Origin of the sequence: Marinomonas sp., from assembly GCF_965225885.1 — a bacterium.
GTDB lineage: Bacteria > Pseudomonadota > Gammaproteobacteria > Pseudomonadales > Marinomonadaceae > Marinomonas.
This window is the reverse complement of record NZ_OZ245329.1, coordinates 579,520-598,955: the sequence shown is the minus strand read 5'-3', so window position 1 is coordinate 598,955 and position 19,436 is coordinate 579,520. Positions and strand designations below refer to the sequence as shown.

At 44.4% G+C, this 19,436-nt stretch carries 17 protein-coding genes; 6 read left to right on the top strand and 11 right to left on the bottom strand.

Translation table 11 applies throughout. From position 1 onward, the window contains the following. Positions 1 to 146 precede the first annotated feature (146 nt). The 4 genes from gyrB to dnaA all read right to left on the bottom strand — a co-directional run bounded on the left by gyrB (position 147) and on the right by dnaA (position 6,456). The gene (gyrB, locus tag ACO05V_RS02725) at positions 147 to 2,570 is read right to left on the bottom strand and encodes a DNA topoisomerase (ATP-hydrolyzing) subunit B (RefSeq protein WP_421847252.1); all 2,424 of its coding nucleotides are present in this window, start codon (positions 2,568 to 2,570) and stop codon (positions 147 to 149) included. Further along, positions 2,571 to 3,677: a DNA replication/repair protein RecF gene (gene recF / locus ACO05V_RS02720; protein ID WP_421847250.1), complete on the bottom strand. Its 1,107-nt coding sequence runs from the start codon at positions 3,675 to 3,677 to the stop codon at positions 2,571 to 2,573. A gap of 98 nt (positions 3,678 to 3,775) precedes the next feature. Continuing rightward, positions 3,776 to 4,873 carry a DNA polymerase III subunit beta gene (gene dnaN / locus ACO05V_RS02715; RefSeq protein WP_421847248.1) on the bottom strand — a complete coding sequence of 366 codons (1,098 nt, stop codon included), beginning with the start codon at positions 4,871 to 4,873 and terminating at the stop codon, positions 3,776 to 3,778. A 32-nt stretch (positions 4,874 to 4,905) separates the two neighbouring features. Further along, a complete protein-coding gene (dnaA, locus tag ACO05V_RS02710; protein WP_421847246.1) occupies positions 4,906 to 6,456 on the bottom strand; it encodes a chromosomal replication initiator protein DnaA in 1,551 nt (516 codons plus the stop codon). A 512-nt stretch (positions 6,457 to 6,968) separates the two neighbouring features. On the opposite strand from dnaA, the gene rpmH reads away from it, so the two are divergent. From rpmH to ACO05V_RS02680, 6 genes are all read left to right on the top strand, one after another. Beyond that, a complete protein-coding gene (gene rpmH / locus ACO05V_RS02705) occupies positions 6,969 to 7,103 on the top strand; it encodes a 50S ribosomal protein L34 (RefSeq protein WP_012072147.1) in 135 nt (44 codons plus the stop codon). Between the two features lie 8 nt (positions 7,104 to 7,111). After that, positions 7,112 to 7,510 carry a ribonuclease P protein component gene (rnpA, locus tag ACO05V_RS02700; RefSeq protein WP_100636222.1) on the top strand — a complete coding sequence of 133 codons (399 nt, stop codon included), beginning with the start codon at positions 7,112 to 7,114 and terminating at the stop codon, positions 7,508 to 7,510. A gap of 94 nt (positions 7,511 to 7,604) precedes the next feature. Beyond that, a complete protein-coding gene (gene yidC, locus ACO05V_RS02695) occupies positions 7,605 to 9,260 on the top strand; it encodes a membrane protein insertase YidC (protein WP_421847243.1) in 1,656 nt (551 codons plus the stop codon). Between the two features lie 145 nt (positions 9,261 to 9,405). Next, positions 9,406 to 10,785, top strand: coding sequence for a tRNA uridine-5-carboxymethylaminomethyl(34) synthesis GTPase MnmE (mnmE, locus tag ACO05V_RS02690; RefSeq protein WP_421847241.1), 1,380 nt, complete (start codon positions 9,406 to 9,408; stop codon positions 10,783 to 10,785). A gap of 81 nt (positions 10,786 to 10,866) precedes the next feature. After that, positions 10,867 to 11,886 carry a DNA-binding protein gene (locus ACO05V_RS02685; RefSeq protein WP_421847239.1) on the top strand — a complete coding sequence of 340 codons (1,020 nt, stop codon included), beginning with the start codon at positions 10,867 to 10,869 and terminating at the stop codon, positions 11,884 to 11,886. Between the two features lies 1 nt (position 11,887). Then, on the top strand, positions 11,888 to 12,322 hold the full coding sequence (locus tag ACO05V_RS02680; RefSeq protein WP_100187224.1) for a type II toxin-antitoxin system death-on-curing family toxin: 435 nt from the start codon (positions 11,888 to 11,890) through the stop codon (positions 12,320 to 12,322). A 101-nt stretch (positions 12,323 to 12,423) separates the two neighbouring features. Here ACO05V_RS02680 and ACO05V_RS02675 read toward each other — a convergent pair whose 3' ends face one another. From ACO05V_RS02675 to ACO05V_RS02645, 7 genes are all read right to left on the bottom strand, one after another. Continuing rightward, positions 12,424 to 13,827 carry a TrkH family potassium uptake protein gene (locus ACO05V_RS02675; protein ID WP_421847237.1) on the bottom strand — a complete coding sequence of 468 codons (1,404 nt, stop codon included), beginning with the start codon at positions 13,825 to 13,827 and terminating at the stop codon, positions 12,424 to 12,426. Next, positions 13,793 to 14,446 carry a potassium channel family protein gene (locus ACO05V_RS02670; RefSeq protein WP_421847235.1) on the bottom strand — a complete coding sequence of 218 codons (654 nt, stop codon included), beginning with the start codon at positions 14,444 to 14,446 and terminating at the stop codon, positions 13,793 to 13,795. Before ACO05V_RS02670 ends, ACO05V_RS02675 begins: the two co-directional genes overlap by 35 nt. Positions 14,447 to 14,554: 108 nt before the next feature. Further along, positions 14,555 to 15,244 (bottom strand): response regulator transcription factor, encoded by a 690-nt coding sequence (locus tag ACO05V_RS02665; RefSeq protein ID WP_421847233.1) that lies wholly within the window; start codon positions 15,242 to 15,244, stop codon positions 14,555 to 14,557. Continuing rightward, entirely contained in the window at positions 15,241 to 16,311 is a 1,071-nt protein-coding gene (locus ACO05V_RS02660) for a sensor histidine kinase (RefSeq protein WP_421847231.1), read from the bottom strand. The genes ACO05V_RS02665 and ACO05V_RS02660 overlap by 4 nt, the downstream gene beginning before the upstream one ends. A gap of 132 nt (positions 16,312 to 16,443) precedes the next feature. Further along, positions 16,444 to 17,601: a glycerate kinase gene (locus ACO05V_RS02655; RefSeq protein ID WP_421847229.1), complete on the bottom strand. Its 1,158-nt coding sequence runs from the start codon at positions 17,599 to 17,601 to the stop codon at positions 16,444 to 16,446. Positions 17,602 to 17,673: 72 nt separating this feature from the next. After that, positions 17,674 to 18,660 (bottom strand): MDR family oxidoreductase, encoded by a 987-nt coding sequence (locus ACO05V_RS02650; RefSeq protein ID WP_421847227.1) that lies wholly within the window; start codon positions 18,658 to 18,660, stop codon positions 17,674 to 17,676. 70 nt (positions 18,661 to 18,730) lie between these two features. Next, entirely contained in the window at positions 18,731 to 19,402 is a 672-nt protein-coding gene (locus tag ACO05V_RS02645) for a TetR family transcriptional regulator C-terminal domain-containing protein (protein ID WP_421847225.1), read from the bottom strand. Between the last annotated feature and the right edge of the window lie 34 nt (positions 19,403 to 19,436).

Sequence of the window (19,436 nt, the reverse complement as noted above, 5' to 3'; positions counted from 1 at the left end):
ATGACTATTTTATTTAGTAATTACACCAAATTTTAGATTAGATATTATTCTCAAGCCTTTTCCAGTTCACGAATTACGGGATCCAACAAACAAAAAGCCCCGATTTCTCTCGAAATCGGGGCTTTTTAAATCGATAAATCGAAAACTTATACGTCTAGGTTCGCTACGTTCAAGGCGTTTTCTTGAATGAAGTTACGACGTGGTTCTACTTCGTCACCCATCAAGGTGGTGAACATTTGGTCAGCGGCAACAGCATCGTCGATGGTAACACGAAGCATGCGGCGCGCTTCTGGATCCATGGTAGTTTCCCAAAGTTGCTCAGGGTTCATCTCACCCAGACCTTTATAACGCTGGATAGTCATGCCGCGAGACGCTTCTTTCATCAGCCACGCTTTCATGTCGCTGATGGTTTTCACGGTTTCACGACGTTCGCCACGTTGGATGTAAGACTCTTCACCAAACAATTCTGCTACGGTTTCAGACATAGCAACAATGCGTTTGTACTCTGGTGAGTTGAAGAAGGTGCCTTCAAAACGGTAACGGTTAGAAACGCCATGAGACATGATGTCGACCACTGGTAAGTAGATATTACGTTCTTCGTCTTTCTCTACAGAGAAGTCAAAACGGAAACCTGTGCGAGCATCTTGTGGCATTTGGCTACGGATAGCTTCAACCCATTCCATAACCGCTGCTTCTTTGGTCAAATCTTCTTGTGTTAGCGCTTTGCAGTACAGAAGTTTACCCATTACATCTTTTGGATACACACGAGACAAACGTTCAACATCGGCTTCAATGTGGATGTAATCACGTACTAATTTCGCTAAATGCTCGCCTTGGATGCCTGGAGCATCTTCGTTGACATGCATATGAGCGCCATCAAGTGCCACTTCGATTAGATGTTGATCCATCGCCGCTTCATCTTTGATGTACTGTTCTTGCTTACCACGTTTGATCTTGAACAAAGGCGGTTGTGCAATGAAGATGTGACCACGTTCGATGATTTCTGGCATTTGACGGAAGAAGAAGGTCAAAAGCAGGGTACGAATGTGCGATCCATCGACGTCGGCATCGGTCATGATAACGATGCTGTGGTAACGTAATTTGTCAGCGTTGAATTCGTCACGGCCGATACCACAACCTAATGCAGTAATCAGGGTGCCAACTTCAACAGACGCGAGCATTTTGTCAAAACGGGCTTTCTCGACGTTCAAGATTTTACCTTTAAGAGGCAAAATCGCTTGCGTACGACGATCACGACCTTGTTTTGCCGAGCCACCTGCAGAGTCACCCTCCACTAGGTAGATTTCAGAAAGCGCTGGATCTTTTTCCTGACAATCGGCCAATTTACCTGGCAAACCTGCGATGTCTAGAGCACCTTTACGACGTGTCATATCACGAGCACGACGTGCTGCTTCACGGGCACGAGCCGCATCGATCATTTTGTTAACGATGATTTTGGCTTCGCCAGGTTTCTCAAGTAAATACTCAGAAAAACGTTTAGCCATTTCTTGTTCTACTGCGGTTTTTACTTCAGAAGATACGAGCTTGTCTTTGGTCTGAGAAGAGAATTTCGGATCCGGTACTTTTACCGATACGATCGCAGTCAAACCTTCGCGGCTATCATCGCCTGTTGTCGCCACTTTCTGCTTTTTCGCTAAACCTTCTTTCTCGATGAAAGTGTTTAGAGTACGAGTCAAAGCACCACGGAAACCGGCAAGGTGAGTACCACCATCGCGTTGTGGGATGTTGTTGGTGTAACAGTAGATGTTCTCTTGGAAGCCTTCGTTCCACTGCAATGCGACTTCTACGGCGATACCGTCTTCTAGGTCATCACGCTGGCAGATGAAGTGGAAAATATCATTGATTGGCGTTTTGTTGGTATTCAAATGCTCAACAAAAGAACGCAAACCACCAGTGTAGTTAAAGAAATCTTCTTTGCCAGAGCGCTCATCTTTAAGTCGGATAGCAACGCCCGAGTTCAAGAATGACAATTCACGTAGACGTTTAGCCAAGATGTCATAATAAAATAAGATGTTAGTAAAGGTAGCTGGAGAAGGTTTAAAGTGAACCGTTGTTCCCTTGCCGTCAGAATCACCAACAATAGCAAGTGGTGCTTGTGGAACACCATGTTTGTAGTGTTGTTCGTATACTTTGCCGTTTTTGCGAATGGTCAAAGTCAGTTCTTCAGATAGGGCGTTTACTACTGAAACACCGACACCGTGAAGACCACCGGAAACTTTGTATGAGTTATCGTCAAACTTACCGCCGGCGTGAAGTACCGTCATGATAACTTCGGCTGCGGAAACGCCTTCTTCTTCGTGCATATCAACCGGAATACCACGGCCGTTATCCGAAACAGAAATAGATTCATCTGGGTGAATCAGTACTGTGATCGTATCACAGTGACCAGCAAGGGCTTCATCGATGGAGTTATCCACGACTTCGAACACCATGTGATGCAAACCGGTGCCATCGTCAGTATCGCCAATGTACATGCCTGGGCGTTTACGTACGGCATCTAGCCCTTTGAGCACCTTGATACTGGACGAATCGTATTTATTTTCACTCATTTAACTCTCCTGCAAACCTTTGCTCAATAAAGACAATTCGCCATTAGTCATAGAAAACTGACGAACGTCTGTAGTATCGGCCCAAGTAAAATCCGTAGTGTCGGGCTCGACACTGGTAATAAAAATTTGGCTGTTTAATGACTCCAACAACTGACAGAGTTTCTGTCTGTGGTTAGCGTCCAACTCTGCTGGTAAATCATCCACTAAGAATACCAGAGGGCGACCCATATCGATCAGTAGCTGTCCTTGAGCAATCTTTAACGCTGAAACAACCAGTTTTTGTTGACCACGAGACAGCGTATCTAACGCATCTCCCGTCGCTGTTTTCACACGCAAATCTGCTCTTTGGGGGCCAGTGTGCGTATAACCTAATTCGATATCTCGCTCACGTCCCGCTTCAACCGCCATCGCTAAGTTTTTTTGTGCATCCCAGCCTTGAAAGAACTGTAAACTCACTGAAAGCTCTGTGGTTAATAGCGATAAAACCTTCACAAAATGCGGTGTTAATTTTTCCACGTACGCTTTGCGAGATTGATTTACTTGCTCACCCAGTCGGATCAATTCCTGATCAAATGCCGCCAGTAAACTGAGGGATATTTTACCACGTCTGAGCAAGGTATTCCGCTGTTTTAATGCTTTTTGCCAGCCTCGCCACGCTTGAATGAAGTCTTTATCGAAATGAAACGCACCCCAGTCAATAAATTGGCGTCGAATGCTCGGAGAACCCTCTAATAATCGAAAGGCATCGGGGTTAATAAGCTGTACCGGGAGACGTTCTGCCAACTCAATAACCGATTGGGCTCGTTGTCCTTGGATACGCACGTCAATTTGACCATCACGATAGCGCTGCAGACCGACTCGAATCGGGCGGCCTTGCGTTTGATGAAGCTGCGCAAAAACAATACAGGCCTCATTTTCGTGTTGAATATAGGTCTTGTGCTTGTGACTACGAAAGGAACGACCAAATGACAATAGGTGAATGGCTTCTAATACAGAAGTTTTACCGCTGCCATTTTTGCCAACAATCACATTTACTTGGGGCGAAGGTTCAAAGCGCACACTAGAAAGGTTGCGAACATGAGAGATGTCCAAACGCACCAGCGGCATAACTCTTAAACCTTAATTGGGGGAGGGAAGACAACCCGCTTGGCATTTTAGAATACTAAATCGCCAAGCGGGTGATAGGTCTATCATCTAAGCGATGATTATAGACGCATCGGCATCACAACGTATTGTGCTGCGTGGCTTTGTGCTTCTTCGATCAAGGCACTGCTGTTAGAGTCGTTCAATGATAAACGCACTTCTTGAGAGTCTACGACACCTAGTACGTCTAACAAGTAACCCACGTTGAAGCCCACTTCCATATTGTCGCCTTGGTATTGCACCAATACGGATTCTTCGGCTTCTTCTTGCTCTGGGTTATTGGCAAAGACTTGCAACATGCCGTTAGACAAAATCAAACGCACACCACGGTATTTCTCGTTAGAAAGAATCGATGCACGTAGGAATACTTGACGTAATTCCAAACGATCTGCAATGACGATTTTTTCATTATTACGAGGAATAACACGATGATAATCAGGGAATTTGCCATCAACTAGCTTAGAGGTGAATACATATTCTGCTACTTTTGCGCGAATATGGTTTGTACCTATGGTCAACTCAACTGTTTCATCAGTATCGTTTAGCAAACGGTTTAATTCTAAAATACCTTTGCGCGGCACGATCACTTGCGTTAAATCGCCATTCACCTGAGCGTCTTCAACCGCGGTCGCTAAACGGTGTCCGTCAGTTGCTACAACACGCAACTGACCATCAGCCACTTCTAACAACATGCCATTAAGGTAGTAGCGCACGTCTTGGTTCGCCATCGCAAAACCCGTACGGTCGATCAAACGACGTACGCTATTTTGCGCGATAGAAACCGTTAGATCGCCTTGCATATCTTGGATATTCGGGAATTCATCTGCAGGCAAGGTAGACAAGCTAAAACGTGAACGACCTGAACGAATAACCGCTTTTTGGTCATCCAAGGTAAATTCAATCACGGCGCTGTCTGGTAAGCTTTTGCAAATGTCCATTAGTTTACGAGCTGGCACAGTAATACGGCCTTCTTCGCATTCATCCAATGGTACATGACCCACCAATTCGACTTCTAAGTCAGAACCAGTAAGAGTTAATAGTTGGTCTTTAACTTCCACCAACACATTGGCCAAGACGGGCATGGTTTGTTTGCGCTCTACAACGCCTGCCACTAGTTGAAGTGGCTTAAGAAGTGTCTCGCGGACGACTGAAAATTTCATTATTTTCCTCGTAAACTCAAAGTCTTAGACCATCAGGTGGTCAGAATTCGCATCAATTGTTTATAGTCTTCACGGATATCCGAATCCGTATCTTGCAGTTCTTTAATCTTGCGAATCGCATGCAAGGCTGTCGTATGGTCGCGGCCACCAAAAGCATCGCCAATTTCGGGCAAACTATGGTTAGTCAATTCTTTTGCTAACGACATCGCCACTTGGCGTGGACGAGCAACAGATCGACTACGACGCTTCGACAGCAGATCACTGATCTTAATTTTGTAGTATTCCGCCACAATTCGCTGGATATTATCGATGTTTACCAGCTTGTCTTGCAAGGCCAAAAGGTCTTTTAACGATTCGCGGACAAAATCTGGCGTAATCGCTCGTCCAGTAAAGTGCGAGTTAGCGATAACACGTTTTAACGCGCCTTCTAACTCACGTACATTTGAACGTATTTTTTGAGCGATAAAGAAGGCAGAATCATAAGATAACTTGATACCACTTTCATCTGCTTTACGCATCAAAATGGCGACACGTGTTTCTAATTCTGGCGGTTCAATAGCAACCGTTAAACCCCAGCCAAAACGCGACTTAAGACGATCTTCCAAACCTTGGATCTCTTTAGGATAGCGGTCACAGGTCAAAATCATCTGCTGACCACCTTCTAACAAAGCGTTAAAGGTATGAAAAAACTCTTCTTGCGTGCGGTCTTTGCCGGCAAAAAACTGGATATCATCGATTAGTAAAGCATCCACAGAACGATAATAACGTTTGAAATCGTTAATCGCGTTCAACTGTAGCGCTTTTACCATGTCGGCAACGAAACGTTCAGAATGCAGGTAAACCACCTTAGCATTCGGATTATGACGCATCATTTCCGTACCAACGGCTTGCATTAAGTGAGTTTTACCCAAGCCAACCCCGCCGTATATAAAGAGAGGGTTGTAAGCACCGCCAGGATTTTCAGCGACCTGCAAAGCCGCGGCATGCGCGAGCTGGTTGGATTTACCTTCAATGAAGTTATCAAAGGTAAAGGAATTATTTAGATTCGCGCCGTGGTTAATACCACCTTCTACTTGTACTTTACGTTTGGGCGCCGTTAATGGCAGTTGACCCTGTTCATAAGGTTCAAGCTCGCCACGCAATCCCGTACCAGATAAGGTTAATGGCGCTTCAAATTCAAGGTCAGCATTTGGGCTGCCTTCTTCGTCATCCATTAAGCCAAAACCTGGACGATAGCCAGATTCTCTCGCCACTTCATTATTTAAAGGATTAATAGCGGGTTCACTTGAAACCGGAGGCGGTGGAGGAGACATCTGATTAGCTTGGGCAAAATTTTGAGCTTTCACCGCTAGCTTTAAAGTAGGTGCAAGATCATCGCCAGCAAATTCAGACAATAATTCCTTGATGCGCGTTTGATATTTGTTACTCACCCAATCCAACACAAAACGGTTTGGTGCACTTAGGCACAATTCTCCATTCGGCATCATTTCAGCCTGCAATGGACGAATCCAGGTGTTGAACTGAGATGTGGAAAACTCACCCTGCAAGCGCTGCAGACAAAGATTCCAATGCTCCAAAGACACTGTAGACGTACTCCCTGGTTGAGTGACAGACAAGAAGCGGATTTTACATCGGGCAATAAAAGTTATCCACACATAAATAGAAAAAAACCTCAAAGCCTCTTAAATTACAAAATGTTAATAACACATAAGGTTATACACAGCAGTAGATAAAATATTAATCATGTGCATAAACCACCTAGTTATACACATAATAAAATTGGTTTATTTTTATATTACCCACAAGTGGAAAAGATTTTATCTTTTTGATTCTTATGCACATTAATTAATAAAAAAACGTCTCTGTGGATAAGATTTTTTTATGAAATCTTCTTTATCCACTAACGAGGTAGAAGTCTGTGTGTAAGTGTTTAATGAATTGTGTAGCTATTTTTTTATTAATTAAGCTGTGCTAAGCATTGAATTTACTGAGGAAAGGCTCTAAAATCCGCGCCCTGATTTGACCAATCAAATGTAGAGGCTTGGCGGTCGCTAACCCTCAAAACTCAAACACTGCATTCAGTGAGAGAATTAAGATGAAAAGAACTTTCCAACCTAGCGTTCTAAAACGCAAACGTAACCACGGTTTCCGTGCTCGTATGGCTACTAAAGGCGGACGTCAAGTTATCGCTCGTCGTCGTGCTCGCGGCCGTAAGGTTCTAAGCGCATAAGTACGCTGATGACCGAATATTGTTTTCCTCGGCATGTCAGACTTCTGAATGCCGGGGATTATCAATCTGTCTTTAACGACACCTCCTCCAAAGTCTTCGCAGGCGAATTTCTTTTATTGGCACGAAAACGAGATGATGACCAAACTCGGTTGGGTCTTATTGTGTCCAAAAAAACGGATAAACGCGCGGTAGGCAGGAATCGTATCAAACGTTTGGTACGTGATTCCTTTCGTCACCACAAAATCCCTCTTTCTGGTCTTGATATTGTCTTCTTAGCACGACAAGGTATTAAGGAACTGGAAAACGCTGATTTGCACAACCGACTCGATAAAGCATGGGATCAGTTGGCAAAAAAAGCCTTAAAACCCGCTCAAAATAAAAAACGCGATCAATCTAGACAGAAATAGGCTGAAAAAACTGGCAAAGGCTGGTTTAATAGCGCGTGAATTTTATAAGGGTTCTGTGAACCTATTGTCCAACCAAACAAATTAGTTGAATACCATGGATTTCAGACGTTACTTTTTATGGGGTGCGCTTTTTATCAGTGGCTACCTACTGTTCTTACAGTGGAGCCAAGATTATGGTCCTCAGTCCACTCAAAGCGTAGCTCAAAGCACACAGTCTCAATCTGAGACAAACTCTCAAATGAGCGATGATTTGCCTATGGCAACTCAAAGCACAACCGAAGCCAATGCCGAGATTCCGCAAAGTGTGACAAAAATCGCACCGGGGAAATTGATTGAAGTAACAACAGATACCCTTCGTGTTGCGATCAATCCTGTCGGTGGTGACTTAGTTGAAGCGGCTCTTCTTCAATACAAAAAAGAATTAGGCAAGCCTGATCCATTTGTCATCCTAGAAGACGGCAGCGAGCGCACTTATGTGACTCAAAGTGGTTTAGTGGGTCAAGACGGTCCAGATGCTTCTCCTGAAGGTCGTCCAGTTTACCAATCTGAAAAAACAGCTTACACCTTAGCGGATGGTGAAGATTCTCTTGATGTGAATCTGTACTACACCGACGCAAAAGGCGTGAAATACACGAAAACCTTCCGCTTCATGAAAGGTAAGTACCGTATTCGCCAGTTGATCACAGTAGACAACACCTCATCAAGCACTTGGCGCGGCAACCTGTTTGCACAGATCAAACGTGACAACACGCCAGATCCAAGCAAAGCGACTAGCATGGGATTACAGCCTTATCTAGGTGGCGCGATTTCTGACGAGCAAACGAAATACCATAAAGTTTCTTTCTCTGACATGAAAGAAGAGCCGGTTAAAACAACCACAACGAAAGGTTGGGTTGCGGTACTTCAGCATTACTTCGTATCTGCTTGGATCCCAGAACAAGGTCAAAAAGTAACCTTGCAAGCTCGTACTAATGGTGACTTTAACATCATTGGTTTCACTGGCACGCCAGTGGAAATTTCTCCGGGTAAACAAGGTACATTGAGCTCGACTTTCTATGTAGGTCCAAAACTACAAGATCACCTAGAAAGCACGGCAGAAAACCTTGATCTGACCGTCGATTACGGCTGGTTATGGTGGTTGGCTAAACCGCTTTTCTGGTTGCTAACACTGATCCAGTCTTTCGTTATCAACTGGGGTATTGCGATTATCTTGATCGTGGTTTGTGTAAAAGCTGTTTTCTTCAAGTTATCAGCGGCAAGCTACCGTTCAATGGCGAAAATGCGTAAATTCGGACCCGAAATTGCCAAGCTGAAAGAAAAGCATGGTGACGACCGTCAGAAGATGTCACAAGAAATGATGGCGCTTTACAAGAAAGAAAAAATTAACCCCTTAGGTGGTTGTTTGCCTATCTTGGTTCAAATGCCGGTTTTCCTTTCATTGTACTGGGTCTTGATGGAATCTGTTGAATTGCGCCATGCGCCATTCTTCCTATGGATTCACGATTTATCCGTGATGGATCCGTACTTCATACTGCCAATCTTGATGGGTATTAGTATGTTTGTCCAACAATCACTTAACCCAACGCCTCCAGATCCAATGCAAGCGCGAATCATGAAGATCATGCCAGTGGCATTCTCCATCTTCTTCTTGTGGTTCCCAGCTGGTTTGGTTCTATACTGGGTAACGAACAACACCTTATCCATATTGCAACAGTATGTGATTACAAAACGTATCGAAAAAGAAGTCTGATATTAAACAGGCTTAGATTTCGATTAAAAAGGCTTCCCATTGGGAGGCCTTTTTTACGTTTAGATTGCCATGCTTGTCTTGCTAACGGACAATGGCTAACAAAAAAAACCTCAATTTATTTCCTTTTACCGCACAGAGTTTGATTATGACCGATTTCCAATACGCCACAGACCAAGACACGATTGCCGCACAAGCCACCGCTCCTGGCCGAGGTGGCGTAGGGATCATTCGTTTATCCGGCCCAAAAAGCTTTGCCATTGCCAAGCAAATTGTCGGCTTTGAACCCAAACCACGTTATGCCCATTACGTACCTTTCAAAACGACGAATCAAGAACAGCTCGACGAAGGCATCGCCTTATATTTTCCAGGGCCAAACTCCTTCACTGGCGAAGACGTCTTTGAACTACAAGGCCATGGCGGCCCCGTTATTATGGACATGCTGCTTAGCCATTGTGTAGCGCTTGGGGCGCGCTTAGCTCGTCCGGGGGAATTCTCCGAACGTGCTTTCATGAACGACAAGATGGACTTAACCCAAGCAGAAGCCATTGCCGACTTGATCGACAGTACCTCAGAACAAGCGGCTAAATGCGCGTTACGCTCCTTACAAGGCGCTTTCTCGAAACGTGTTGACGAACTGGTCGAAGCCTTGATTCACCTACGTATTTACGTGGAAGCAGCGATTGATTTTCCAGAAGAAGAAATCGACTTCATCGGCGACGGTAAAGTCGCGGCAGAACTGGCTGGTATTCAAATTAAACTGGCAGAAGTACTCAAAGAAGCGAATCAAGGCGCCTTGATTCGCGAAGGGATGAGCGTGGTTATTGCAGGACGTCCCAATGCGGGTAAATCCAGCTTATTGAACGCCTTATCGGGCAAAGAATCCGCCATTGTCACCAACATCGAAGGCACCACGCGTGACGTATTGCGCGAACACATTCACCTAGATGGCATGCCGCTGCACATTATCGACACCGCCGGTTTACGCGATAGCCCAGACGAAGTAGAACGCATTGGTATTCAGCGCGCTTGGGACGAAATCAGCAAAGCAGATCGCATTCTAATGATGGTCGACAGCCAATCGATAGATTCAAAAGACCCAAGCGAAATCTGGCCAGAATTCATGGAAAAACTCGGCGATACCAAACACCTGACCTTGGTACGCAACAAAGTCGACTTAACCAAAGAAGGCACGGGCATTGAAATGGTCTCAGGCGTCCCTGTTGTCTCTCTATCGGCAAAAACAGGCGAGGGCGTCACTGATTTAACAGATCACCTAAAAGCCGTTATGGGCTTCGACAGCACGACTGAAGGGGGTTTTATCGCTCGTCGTCGCCACATCGAAGCGCTTAACAAAGCCAACCGCTTCTTAGACGCCGGTAACGAGCAACTTCATGGTTACGGCGCAGGGGAATTGCTCGCCGAAGATCTAAAAGAAGCGCAGCAAGCGCTTAGCGAAATTACCGGTGCTTTTACCAGCGATGACCTGCTAGGACGTATCTTCGGCTCGTTTTGTATTGGGAAGTGAAGACAAAAAATCAGCAAATTCGATTGACTGAATATTTTTCAGTTTATTGATTAGTAAGTAATAACTGATGCAGGTAACTAAATGAATAAAGATCTTACAAACTCATTAGTCGCACGAAAAAATGTACTTAACAACCCCTACGCACTCAGCCAATTGGAATCTAATTTTCAACTTGGTGGATTAGCTTTCGATGGGGAAACTGTTTTTACCAAACAACAGGCTGCAGACATTCTTACTATTGATGAACGTACTATTGATCGCTATTTAAGTGGTTACGCTGATGAGCTTAAATCAAATGGCTATCGGGTTTTAAAAGGTAAGCAATTGAAATCCTTACGTTTAATGTATGTTAACGACACAAATGTCGTCGACATAAGCCCTAAAGCACCGTCACTTGGCATATTTACCTTTCGAGCTTTGCTCAATCTAGCAATGCTGGTCACAGAGAGCGATCGAGCAAAAGCTATTCGTAGTCGTATGTTAGATCTTGTGATTGATATAATTGCTGAAAAGGCTGGAGGTCATACAAAATATATAAATCAGCGTGACAAAGACTATTTACCTACAGCATACATGGAAGAAAGCTACCGCAAACAATTTACTGATGCCTTGAAAGACTGTCTAGATATGGGGCATTTTAAATATGCCATTTACACAGATAAAATTTACCAAGCTGTATTCTGTGAAAATGCCACTGAATATAAGAAAGTACTACGCTTAGCAGATAAAGATAAAACACGTGAAACAATGTACACAGAAGTTCTAAAAGCCATAGCTAGTTTTGAACATGGACTTGCTGTGCAATTAAGACAAGAATCAGAAAAATTAGGTCGAATGCTCAAACCAATAGAATTGGACAATATGATCACTGCGGCAGAATCTAATCCTTTTCTAAAGCCTGCTATAGAAGACGCTCGTATCCGTATGGCAAGCCGTGATCTAGGATTTCGGGACGCCCTACATGAGAAGCTTGAGCACTATATTCAATCAGTACCAGAAGGTGACTTTGATCGATTTCTAGGGGAGAAAAGTCGCTCTTTAGAACAACAACTTATCGACACTGAAACTCTCAATGTCTTAAAAAGGTTAAAGGATCGATAATATGGATTTCACTATCCTTTATTTCGATCCAGAGCATGCAATAAGCCAACACGACTGGATTATTGAAAATTCAGGAGGGCTTTCAGGTATCAAAGATGCTGGACAGATTTCAAGTGTACTAGAGCATATACAGAATGACTTATTCTATCCAACTTTCGAAGAAAAACTCAATCATCTAGTATTTGCTATCAATAAGTTTCACGCATTCAATGATGGTAATAAACGTTCAAGTTTGGTCTTAGGTGCATATTTTCTAGAACTAAATGGCTATGACTATTGCGTGAAAAAATTTGTACTAGAGATGGAAAATATCGTGGTATGGCTGGCAGAAGGAAAAGTCTCAAAAGAACTACTGCTGAAATTAATTACATCTCTAATCATGGATGATGATTATCCAGAAACACTTAAAATTGAGCTAATAGACGCCATTAACTGAAAAATACACAGCACTTTTAGCTCGTTTTGTATTGGGAAGTGATAAACAAGTAAAAAGCATTCGAGCTTTAAACCTTATGGTTTAAAGCTCGAAAAAGCCTCTTAACCCACGGTCATTTTGACTTTCGGGTAGCGGACTTTTTTACTTCTTGGACTGGCGAGGAAGTAGGCGAGCGTCAGTGGCCCAAGGCGGCCGATAAACATCAAGAAGATGATGATGCCTTCCCCTGTGTTACTCAAGGAACCGGTTAAGCCACGAGAAAGACCAACCGTGCCCAGTGCCGATACGGCTTCGAAGACAACGTCGATCATCTGCGCGTGTTTTTCACTCACTAATAATACGAATATAGCCAACCAAGTAACACCGATGGAAATCATGCTCAAGGCCAGAGCTTTACTGATTACTTCCTTAGGAATCTCGCGTTTAAAAACGTTTACTTCTTCATCACGGCGCAGGTAAGCGTAAGTCGCTAAGACCAGCAACATAAAAGTCACCACCTTGATGCCGCTGGCGGTACTCAAGGATCCACCACCAATGAACATCAATACCAACATCAGTGACGTCGTCGCGTCTCTTAGCTCTTCAATAGCGAGAGTATTAAACCCTGCCGTACGCGGGGTGACCGCTTGAAACCAAGACGCCAGCCACTTGCCCGTTTCGCTCAGTGGTCCAAGAGTATTCGGATTACTGTATTCGATAAAATAGATAGCAAGCAGGGCGACAAAATTGGTAACAATCGTGCCGGTAATCATCATTTTGCTGTAGGGGGAAAGTCTCGCCCAGCGGCGATTTTTCATCAGATCAATCCACACGGAAAAACCCAAACCGCCAATTATAAACAAGCCGCTGATAGTAAAATTCACGATAGGATCGGCTACGTAGGGCATTAAGCTCGCCGAGGAAAGCGCAAATCCAGCGTTATTAAAAGCGCTGATGGTATAGAAAAAACCATGAAATAAACTGGTTTTCCATCCCAAGGTCTCACTCCAATGTAGCGCGAGAATCAGCATGCCGATGACTTCGACAATCAAAGAAAACAGTAATACCGACTTAGCCGTAGAAACGATGCTAGAGGCGTCTGTTTGATTGAATGCTTCAATGGCTACGGTACGCTGCAAAAAGCCAATACGGCCGCCCAGCGCGACGAGAGTGACGATAGCGAAGGTCATTAAGCCAAGGCCGCCGCATTGAATCAAAATCGCAATCACCACCTGCCCAAACGTGGTAAAAGCCGTGCCAGTATCCTCTACTACTAAGCCTGTTACAGTGACGGCAGACGTGGCGGTAAAGACACTGTGTAACCAAGAAATCGGTTGTGTCGTGGCAATCGGCAATTTAAGTAACAAGGTACCGATGGTAATCAGCAATAAAAAGCCGCCACATAAAATCAAAGGTGGTGCCGCCATGATTTTTTTCGCCGCTTTTGGATGTCGCTCGATAACGGCAACCGCCGGATCCCAATTCACCATCTCACACCAACCTTGGTGCAATGTGTTTAAGTTCACTGCGAGGACCACATAGCAGCAAGATGTCTTTTTCTTTTAGAACAAAGGTTTTGTCTAGCTGCAAAAACGTCTCTTGCTCTCGTTTGACCATCACTGCATCAATTTTACCTTTCGACGCCTTTAATACATCACCCAATGGATGTCCGTCTAACTGTGGTTTGATATGAATTTCTACAACATACAAACCATACCCAATCGACAAATAATCGTTCACCATCGGGTAATTCAGTGCTTGCGCCACTCGCACACCCATTTCTTCTTCTGGATGAATAATACGTGCCACGCCGAGTTTAGAAACAATAGTGTGATGCGCACGACTACTAGCTTTGACCCAGATTTCTTTCACACCAATCTTTTTCAGTGCCAAAATGCACAATAGGCTGGATTCCATGTCTTCACCAATGGCCACCAGCACGGCATCACTGTTGATCAGGTCAAGTTCTCTTAACGCGTTTTCGTCGCTGGAATCGCAAATCATCACTTGGGTGAAATCATCGACATACTTTTCCGCAATTTTTGCATCTCGATCTACGCCCGTTACCGTATGGCCTAAATAAATAAGCTCCATGCTTGCTGCAACACCAAAACGCCCCAAACCAATCACCGTAAAATGCGCCATATTGATTACCTTTTAATTATGCCTTTTGAAAACTTTTTAACATTTTTGATGGATTGAGACCTTTGCACGAAGTCACGAGCGAAGCCAAGACGAGGCAAAAGTCTCGGATTAACTGTCTGATAACAATCGATAACCTAGACCAGGTTCCGTTTTGATAACGCGCTGATCATTGGCATTATCGTTGAGCTTTTTACGCAGCTGGCTAACTAAAATCCGCAAGTAATGCGAGTCTCGGGTATGAGTCACGCCCCAAATTTTGGCCAGCAACTCTTCTTGCATCACCAGTTTGTCTGGCGTGGTCATCAGCATGCGTAAAAAGGCAAATTCCTTCTTGGTTAACGCTAGGGACTCACCTTGTAACCACACCTGATTGCTACTGATTTCTAACTTAATATTACCTGTTTCTAGAACATCTGCCGGTGAGTGGGTATTCACTAAATCCCGTAACAAGACTTTCACTCGAACAATTAATTCGCGAATGCCGAAGGGTTTGCTCAGGTAATCATTCGCGCCCGCTTCAAGCAGGCGAATCTTTTCATCTTCTTCATCCCGAGCAGTCAGAATCAAAATAGGTGTGTTGCTGGTGGCTCGAACATAGTTGACCAAATCCATGCCGTCGCCGTCTGGTAAGCCTAAATCCAAAATCAACAAATGCGGTGAATTTTGTTCTATCAAACGTTTTGCAGCAGCGATGGATTCGGCACCAAGATACTCAAAGCCTTCTGCTGCTAATGAAATACGAATAAAAGTATGGATTTGAGGTTCGTCATCGACCACCAAGATTTTATAAGAGGTCACGATGCACTACCTTTTTCGTTAATAGACGGTTCAATGCTCGCAGGCAAACAGATACGAATTAAACAGCCTTGCTCGACGGGAACAGATTGAATAGAACCATGGTGAGCCGCAATAATACCTTTTGATACCGCCAAACCTAAACCTGTGCCGCTGTCATTTCGCTTGAAAGAGTCGACTGAATAAAACAGCTCAAAGATGCTTTCAGACTGGGCAGAGCTGATACCAACTCCTTGATCTCGCACATCAATAACCACCTGAGGATGTTTGTTATCTGTATCCAGTTTTTTTATCGAAATAGTGACAGTTTTATCTATAGGAGAGTATCGCAAGGCATTATCGATAACGTTAAAAATTGCCTGCTGAATAAGTGAAGCACTCACCGAAACCAGCGGCAACTTATCGTCTATTTGTAGAATCAAACGGGATTTTTGCTGACTAAAACGATCCATAACAAGATGAATAATGGCAACGGCAGATTGCTCAGACACTCTTGGAACCACCACGCCATGGTGCAGTTTTGTTGCTTGCAGTAAGTTCTCAATGTATTGATGAAGACGATGACTTTCGATAGTGGCGCTGTCTAGCAACTCTTGCTTTTCCTGCTCAGAGAGCTTATCCATGTATTCTTTTAAAGTGCTCAAAGTACCAATAATGGTCGCCAGAGGCGTGCGTAGATCATGAGAAACCGACAATAAAATACTGTTACGCAGCTGCTCTTGTTTTAATTGGTTTTGCTGATCTTGATATAACTCTGCCAATTTGCTGGTAATTACCGCCACCAGCAGAAACACCAGCAAATTCACCATGTCATCGCCATTGAACATCTCGAATGAATAACGCGGCACGGTAAATAAAAAGTTAAAGCACAAAGCTTCAAACAGCGCCACGCCATATACCCAACGAGAACGACAGGATAAAGCGACCACCACCACGGCCAATTGTAAAATCAGCAAAACGGCAATATTGGACCCAAGCCAAATATCTAATCCATAACTGATCAGCAAAGCCGTGCTAACAGCCAGCACAGCTAAATAGTGAGAAGGGATGGTTGATGTGTTTATTTTCATAGTGTCGCTTGTCAACGCCTTTTAAGTAAGGAAGAGCACAAGCAAGACTGTAGCAAAGGGCGGAGGTATTGGCGCGTAAAAAAACCGTAACGTTTTCATTAGGTCATCACATTGATTAGACAGCCACATTAATTAGCTGATCAAACGACCTAATTGAATAGCAGCGGCGATGTTTCGTGACGAGTTGATTAGATTGCTTTCGGCTTGAGCCAAGACATTATCCAAACTATCGAGAGCCGGAATAATGGGAAATATCGCTAACATTCCATAAGCTAAAATCGCTTCGGCGTCTTTACCCAAGCTACCAGCAATACCAATGGTTGGAACCCCGTTTGCGTTGGCTTGTTTCAACACGCCCATAGGTGTTTTGCCAAAGACAGTTTGGCCATCAATTCGGCCTTCGCCAGTAATGACTAAGTCGGCATTTTGCATCTTGTCAGCCAGACCAACGGTGTCCATGACAATCTCGATACCAGGCTTTAGAGTCGCATTAAGAAACACTTTTGCGCCCAATCCCATGCCACCAGCCGCGCCGGCGCCAGGATCGAGTCGATGGTCAGCAAAACCATTCTGCACTAAGACATCCGAAAAGTGCGCTAACGTCTTGTCTAACAAGGTCACCATTTCAGGTGTTGCACCTTTTTGTGGGCCAAAAATAGCGGAAGCACCGCGTTCGCCACATAAAGGATTATCAACATCACAGGCAACATCGAAGCGGCATTCGGCGAGAAGAGGGTGCGCTTGGCTCACATCAACCTGACTCAATTGCGCGAGCGCCATGCCGCCAAAGGGCAATTCTTGATTGTTCTCGCCTAGAAATTTAATGCCCAATGCTTGTGCCAAACCAACACCCGCGTCATTGGTCGCACTGCCACCTAATCCCAAAACAATGTGTTTAATGCCTCGATCTAGGGCATCTTTGATCAGTTCACCGGTTCCGAAGCTGGTGGTGTAAAGTGGATCACGCTGATCCCGTGGCACCAAATGTAACCCTGAAGCAGAGGCCATTTCGATCACCGCGGTGGTCGATGTTTGACCCTCTACAGCGCCTAAAATACCGTATTGCGCCATGACTCTATTACCCAACGGATCGGTCACTTCAAGATCAACTAAATGACCTTGAGTCGCATCAACCATAGACTGCACCGTGCCTTCACCGCCATCGGCCATCGGGACTTTAATGTATTGTGCGTCAGCAAACACCTGACGAAAGCCCGCTTCAATCGCATTCGCTACTTCCAGCGCGGTTAAACTTTCTTTAAAGGAATCCGGTGCAATCACAATCTTCATAGTCAATCCTTGCTGCTGGTAAAACTTGCTGCTGGTAAAATAAGTCATCGTCGATGAAATAGAAAAAGCGTGTTATTGAGCTTTTACATTAACCAATACTCGACCACGTACCTTTCCATCAAGCAATTTATAGGCCGTTTCTACCACGTCATCTAAACCGATTTCTTCACTGATGCTGTCAAAGTCTTCTGGTTGCAACAGTTCGCTTAAGCGTTGCCACGCTTCAATACGGTCTGCTAAGGGGCGCATGACGCTGTCGATGCCGATTAGCTTGACGCCGCGCAAAATGAACGGCGCAACAGAAGCAGGGAAGTCCATCCCTTGAGCTAAGCCGCAGGCAGTCACTACGCCACCGTATTTTGTACTCGCACAAGCATTGGCTAAAGTGTGACTACCGACACAATCGATGACGCCAGCCCAACGCTCTTTCTGCAAAGGTTTACTGGGCTCGGAAAGTGACTTTCGGTCAATGATGTCGCTCGCGCCAAGACTTTTCAAATAATCGCTTTCTTCCAATCGTCCAGTGGAGGCAACCACATGATAACCAAGACGATTCAGTAGGCGAATAGCAAAGCTGCCGACACCACCGTTGGCACCCGTGACTAAAATTTCACCAGAATCTGGCGTAACACCTTGTTTTTCAAGCGCAAGTACCGACAACATAGCGGTGTAACCTGCTGTACCTATTGTCATCGATTGTTTAGCGTCTATACCTTTTGGAAGTGGAATAAGCCAATCACTTTTGAGTCGAGCTTTTTGTGCAAGCCCACCCCAATGCATTTCACCCACACCAAAGCCATTCAGTATGACGAAATCGCCTTCAGAGAAGCGATCAGAGTCGCTTTGTAAAACTTTACCGACTAAATCGATTCCCGGCACCATAGGAAAAGAACGCACAACAGGAGACTTACCAGTAATAGCTAAGCCGTCTTTGTAATTTAAGGTGCTGTAATGCACTTCAATCAACACATCACCTTCTGGCAGCTGATCTTCCTGCAGTTCAACCACGGATGCTGTGCTTTTCTTGTCTTCTTGGGTGATCAATAAACCTTTGAACATAAATCCTCCACTTTAGACCGTTCGTCTAGTTAAATAGCTAAAAACCCAGGCTTTACTGCCTGGTTTATTGTTAATGGGTTTTACTTTGAGTAGCTTGGATAAAAAAGTTTATAAATAAGCGTAATGGCTGAGTACTTTTTACTAATCTAGCTCGATGAACCGCGCCTTCCCAGCCAATCCAAAATGCTTGAGAAGTCTCTTCAATACTGCCTTGTAGATCAATTTCACCTTGTTTTTGGCTTTCTAATAAACAGGTCGCAACGCGTGACTGCCAGCTTTGATAGGTCGCTTGTAACTGCTCTCGAAATGCTTCTGACAACAGGGTAGATTCTTGCTCCAAGTTGCCGACTAAACAGCCGCGTTTGAATTCATGACGAACAATGCCATCTTGGGCGTCTTGGGCAAAGCGCTGTAATCGCTCTAGGGGAGAAAAAGCTTCGTCCAGTAAGAAATCATCTAACTTAGCTTCAAAATAACGGCGATAACGCTCTAAGACCGCCAAACCAAAGGCTTCTTTACTAGAAAAATAATGATAGAAAGACCCCTTTGGCACACCAATCGATTTTAAAATCGGATCAATACCGCTGCGGGTAAAACCAGATTCCGTCAGTATCAGCATGCCTGCACGCAGCAAAGCCTCTTTGGTATCCAAAGAATCGCTTGTTTGTTTTTTAGGACGACCACGACGAGGTTTATTCGGCAGATTAACGGTGGTATCTGGTTCATCAAGGATAGAGAGCAAGTGTTTATACCTAGGCAATAAAATACGATAGGCA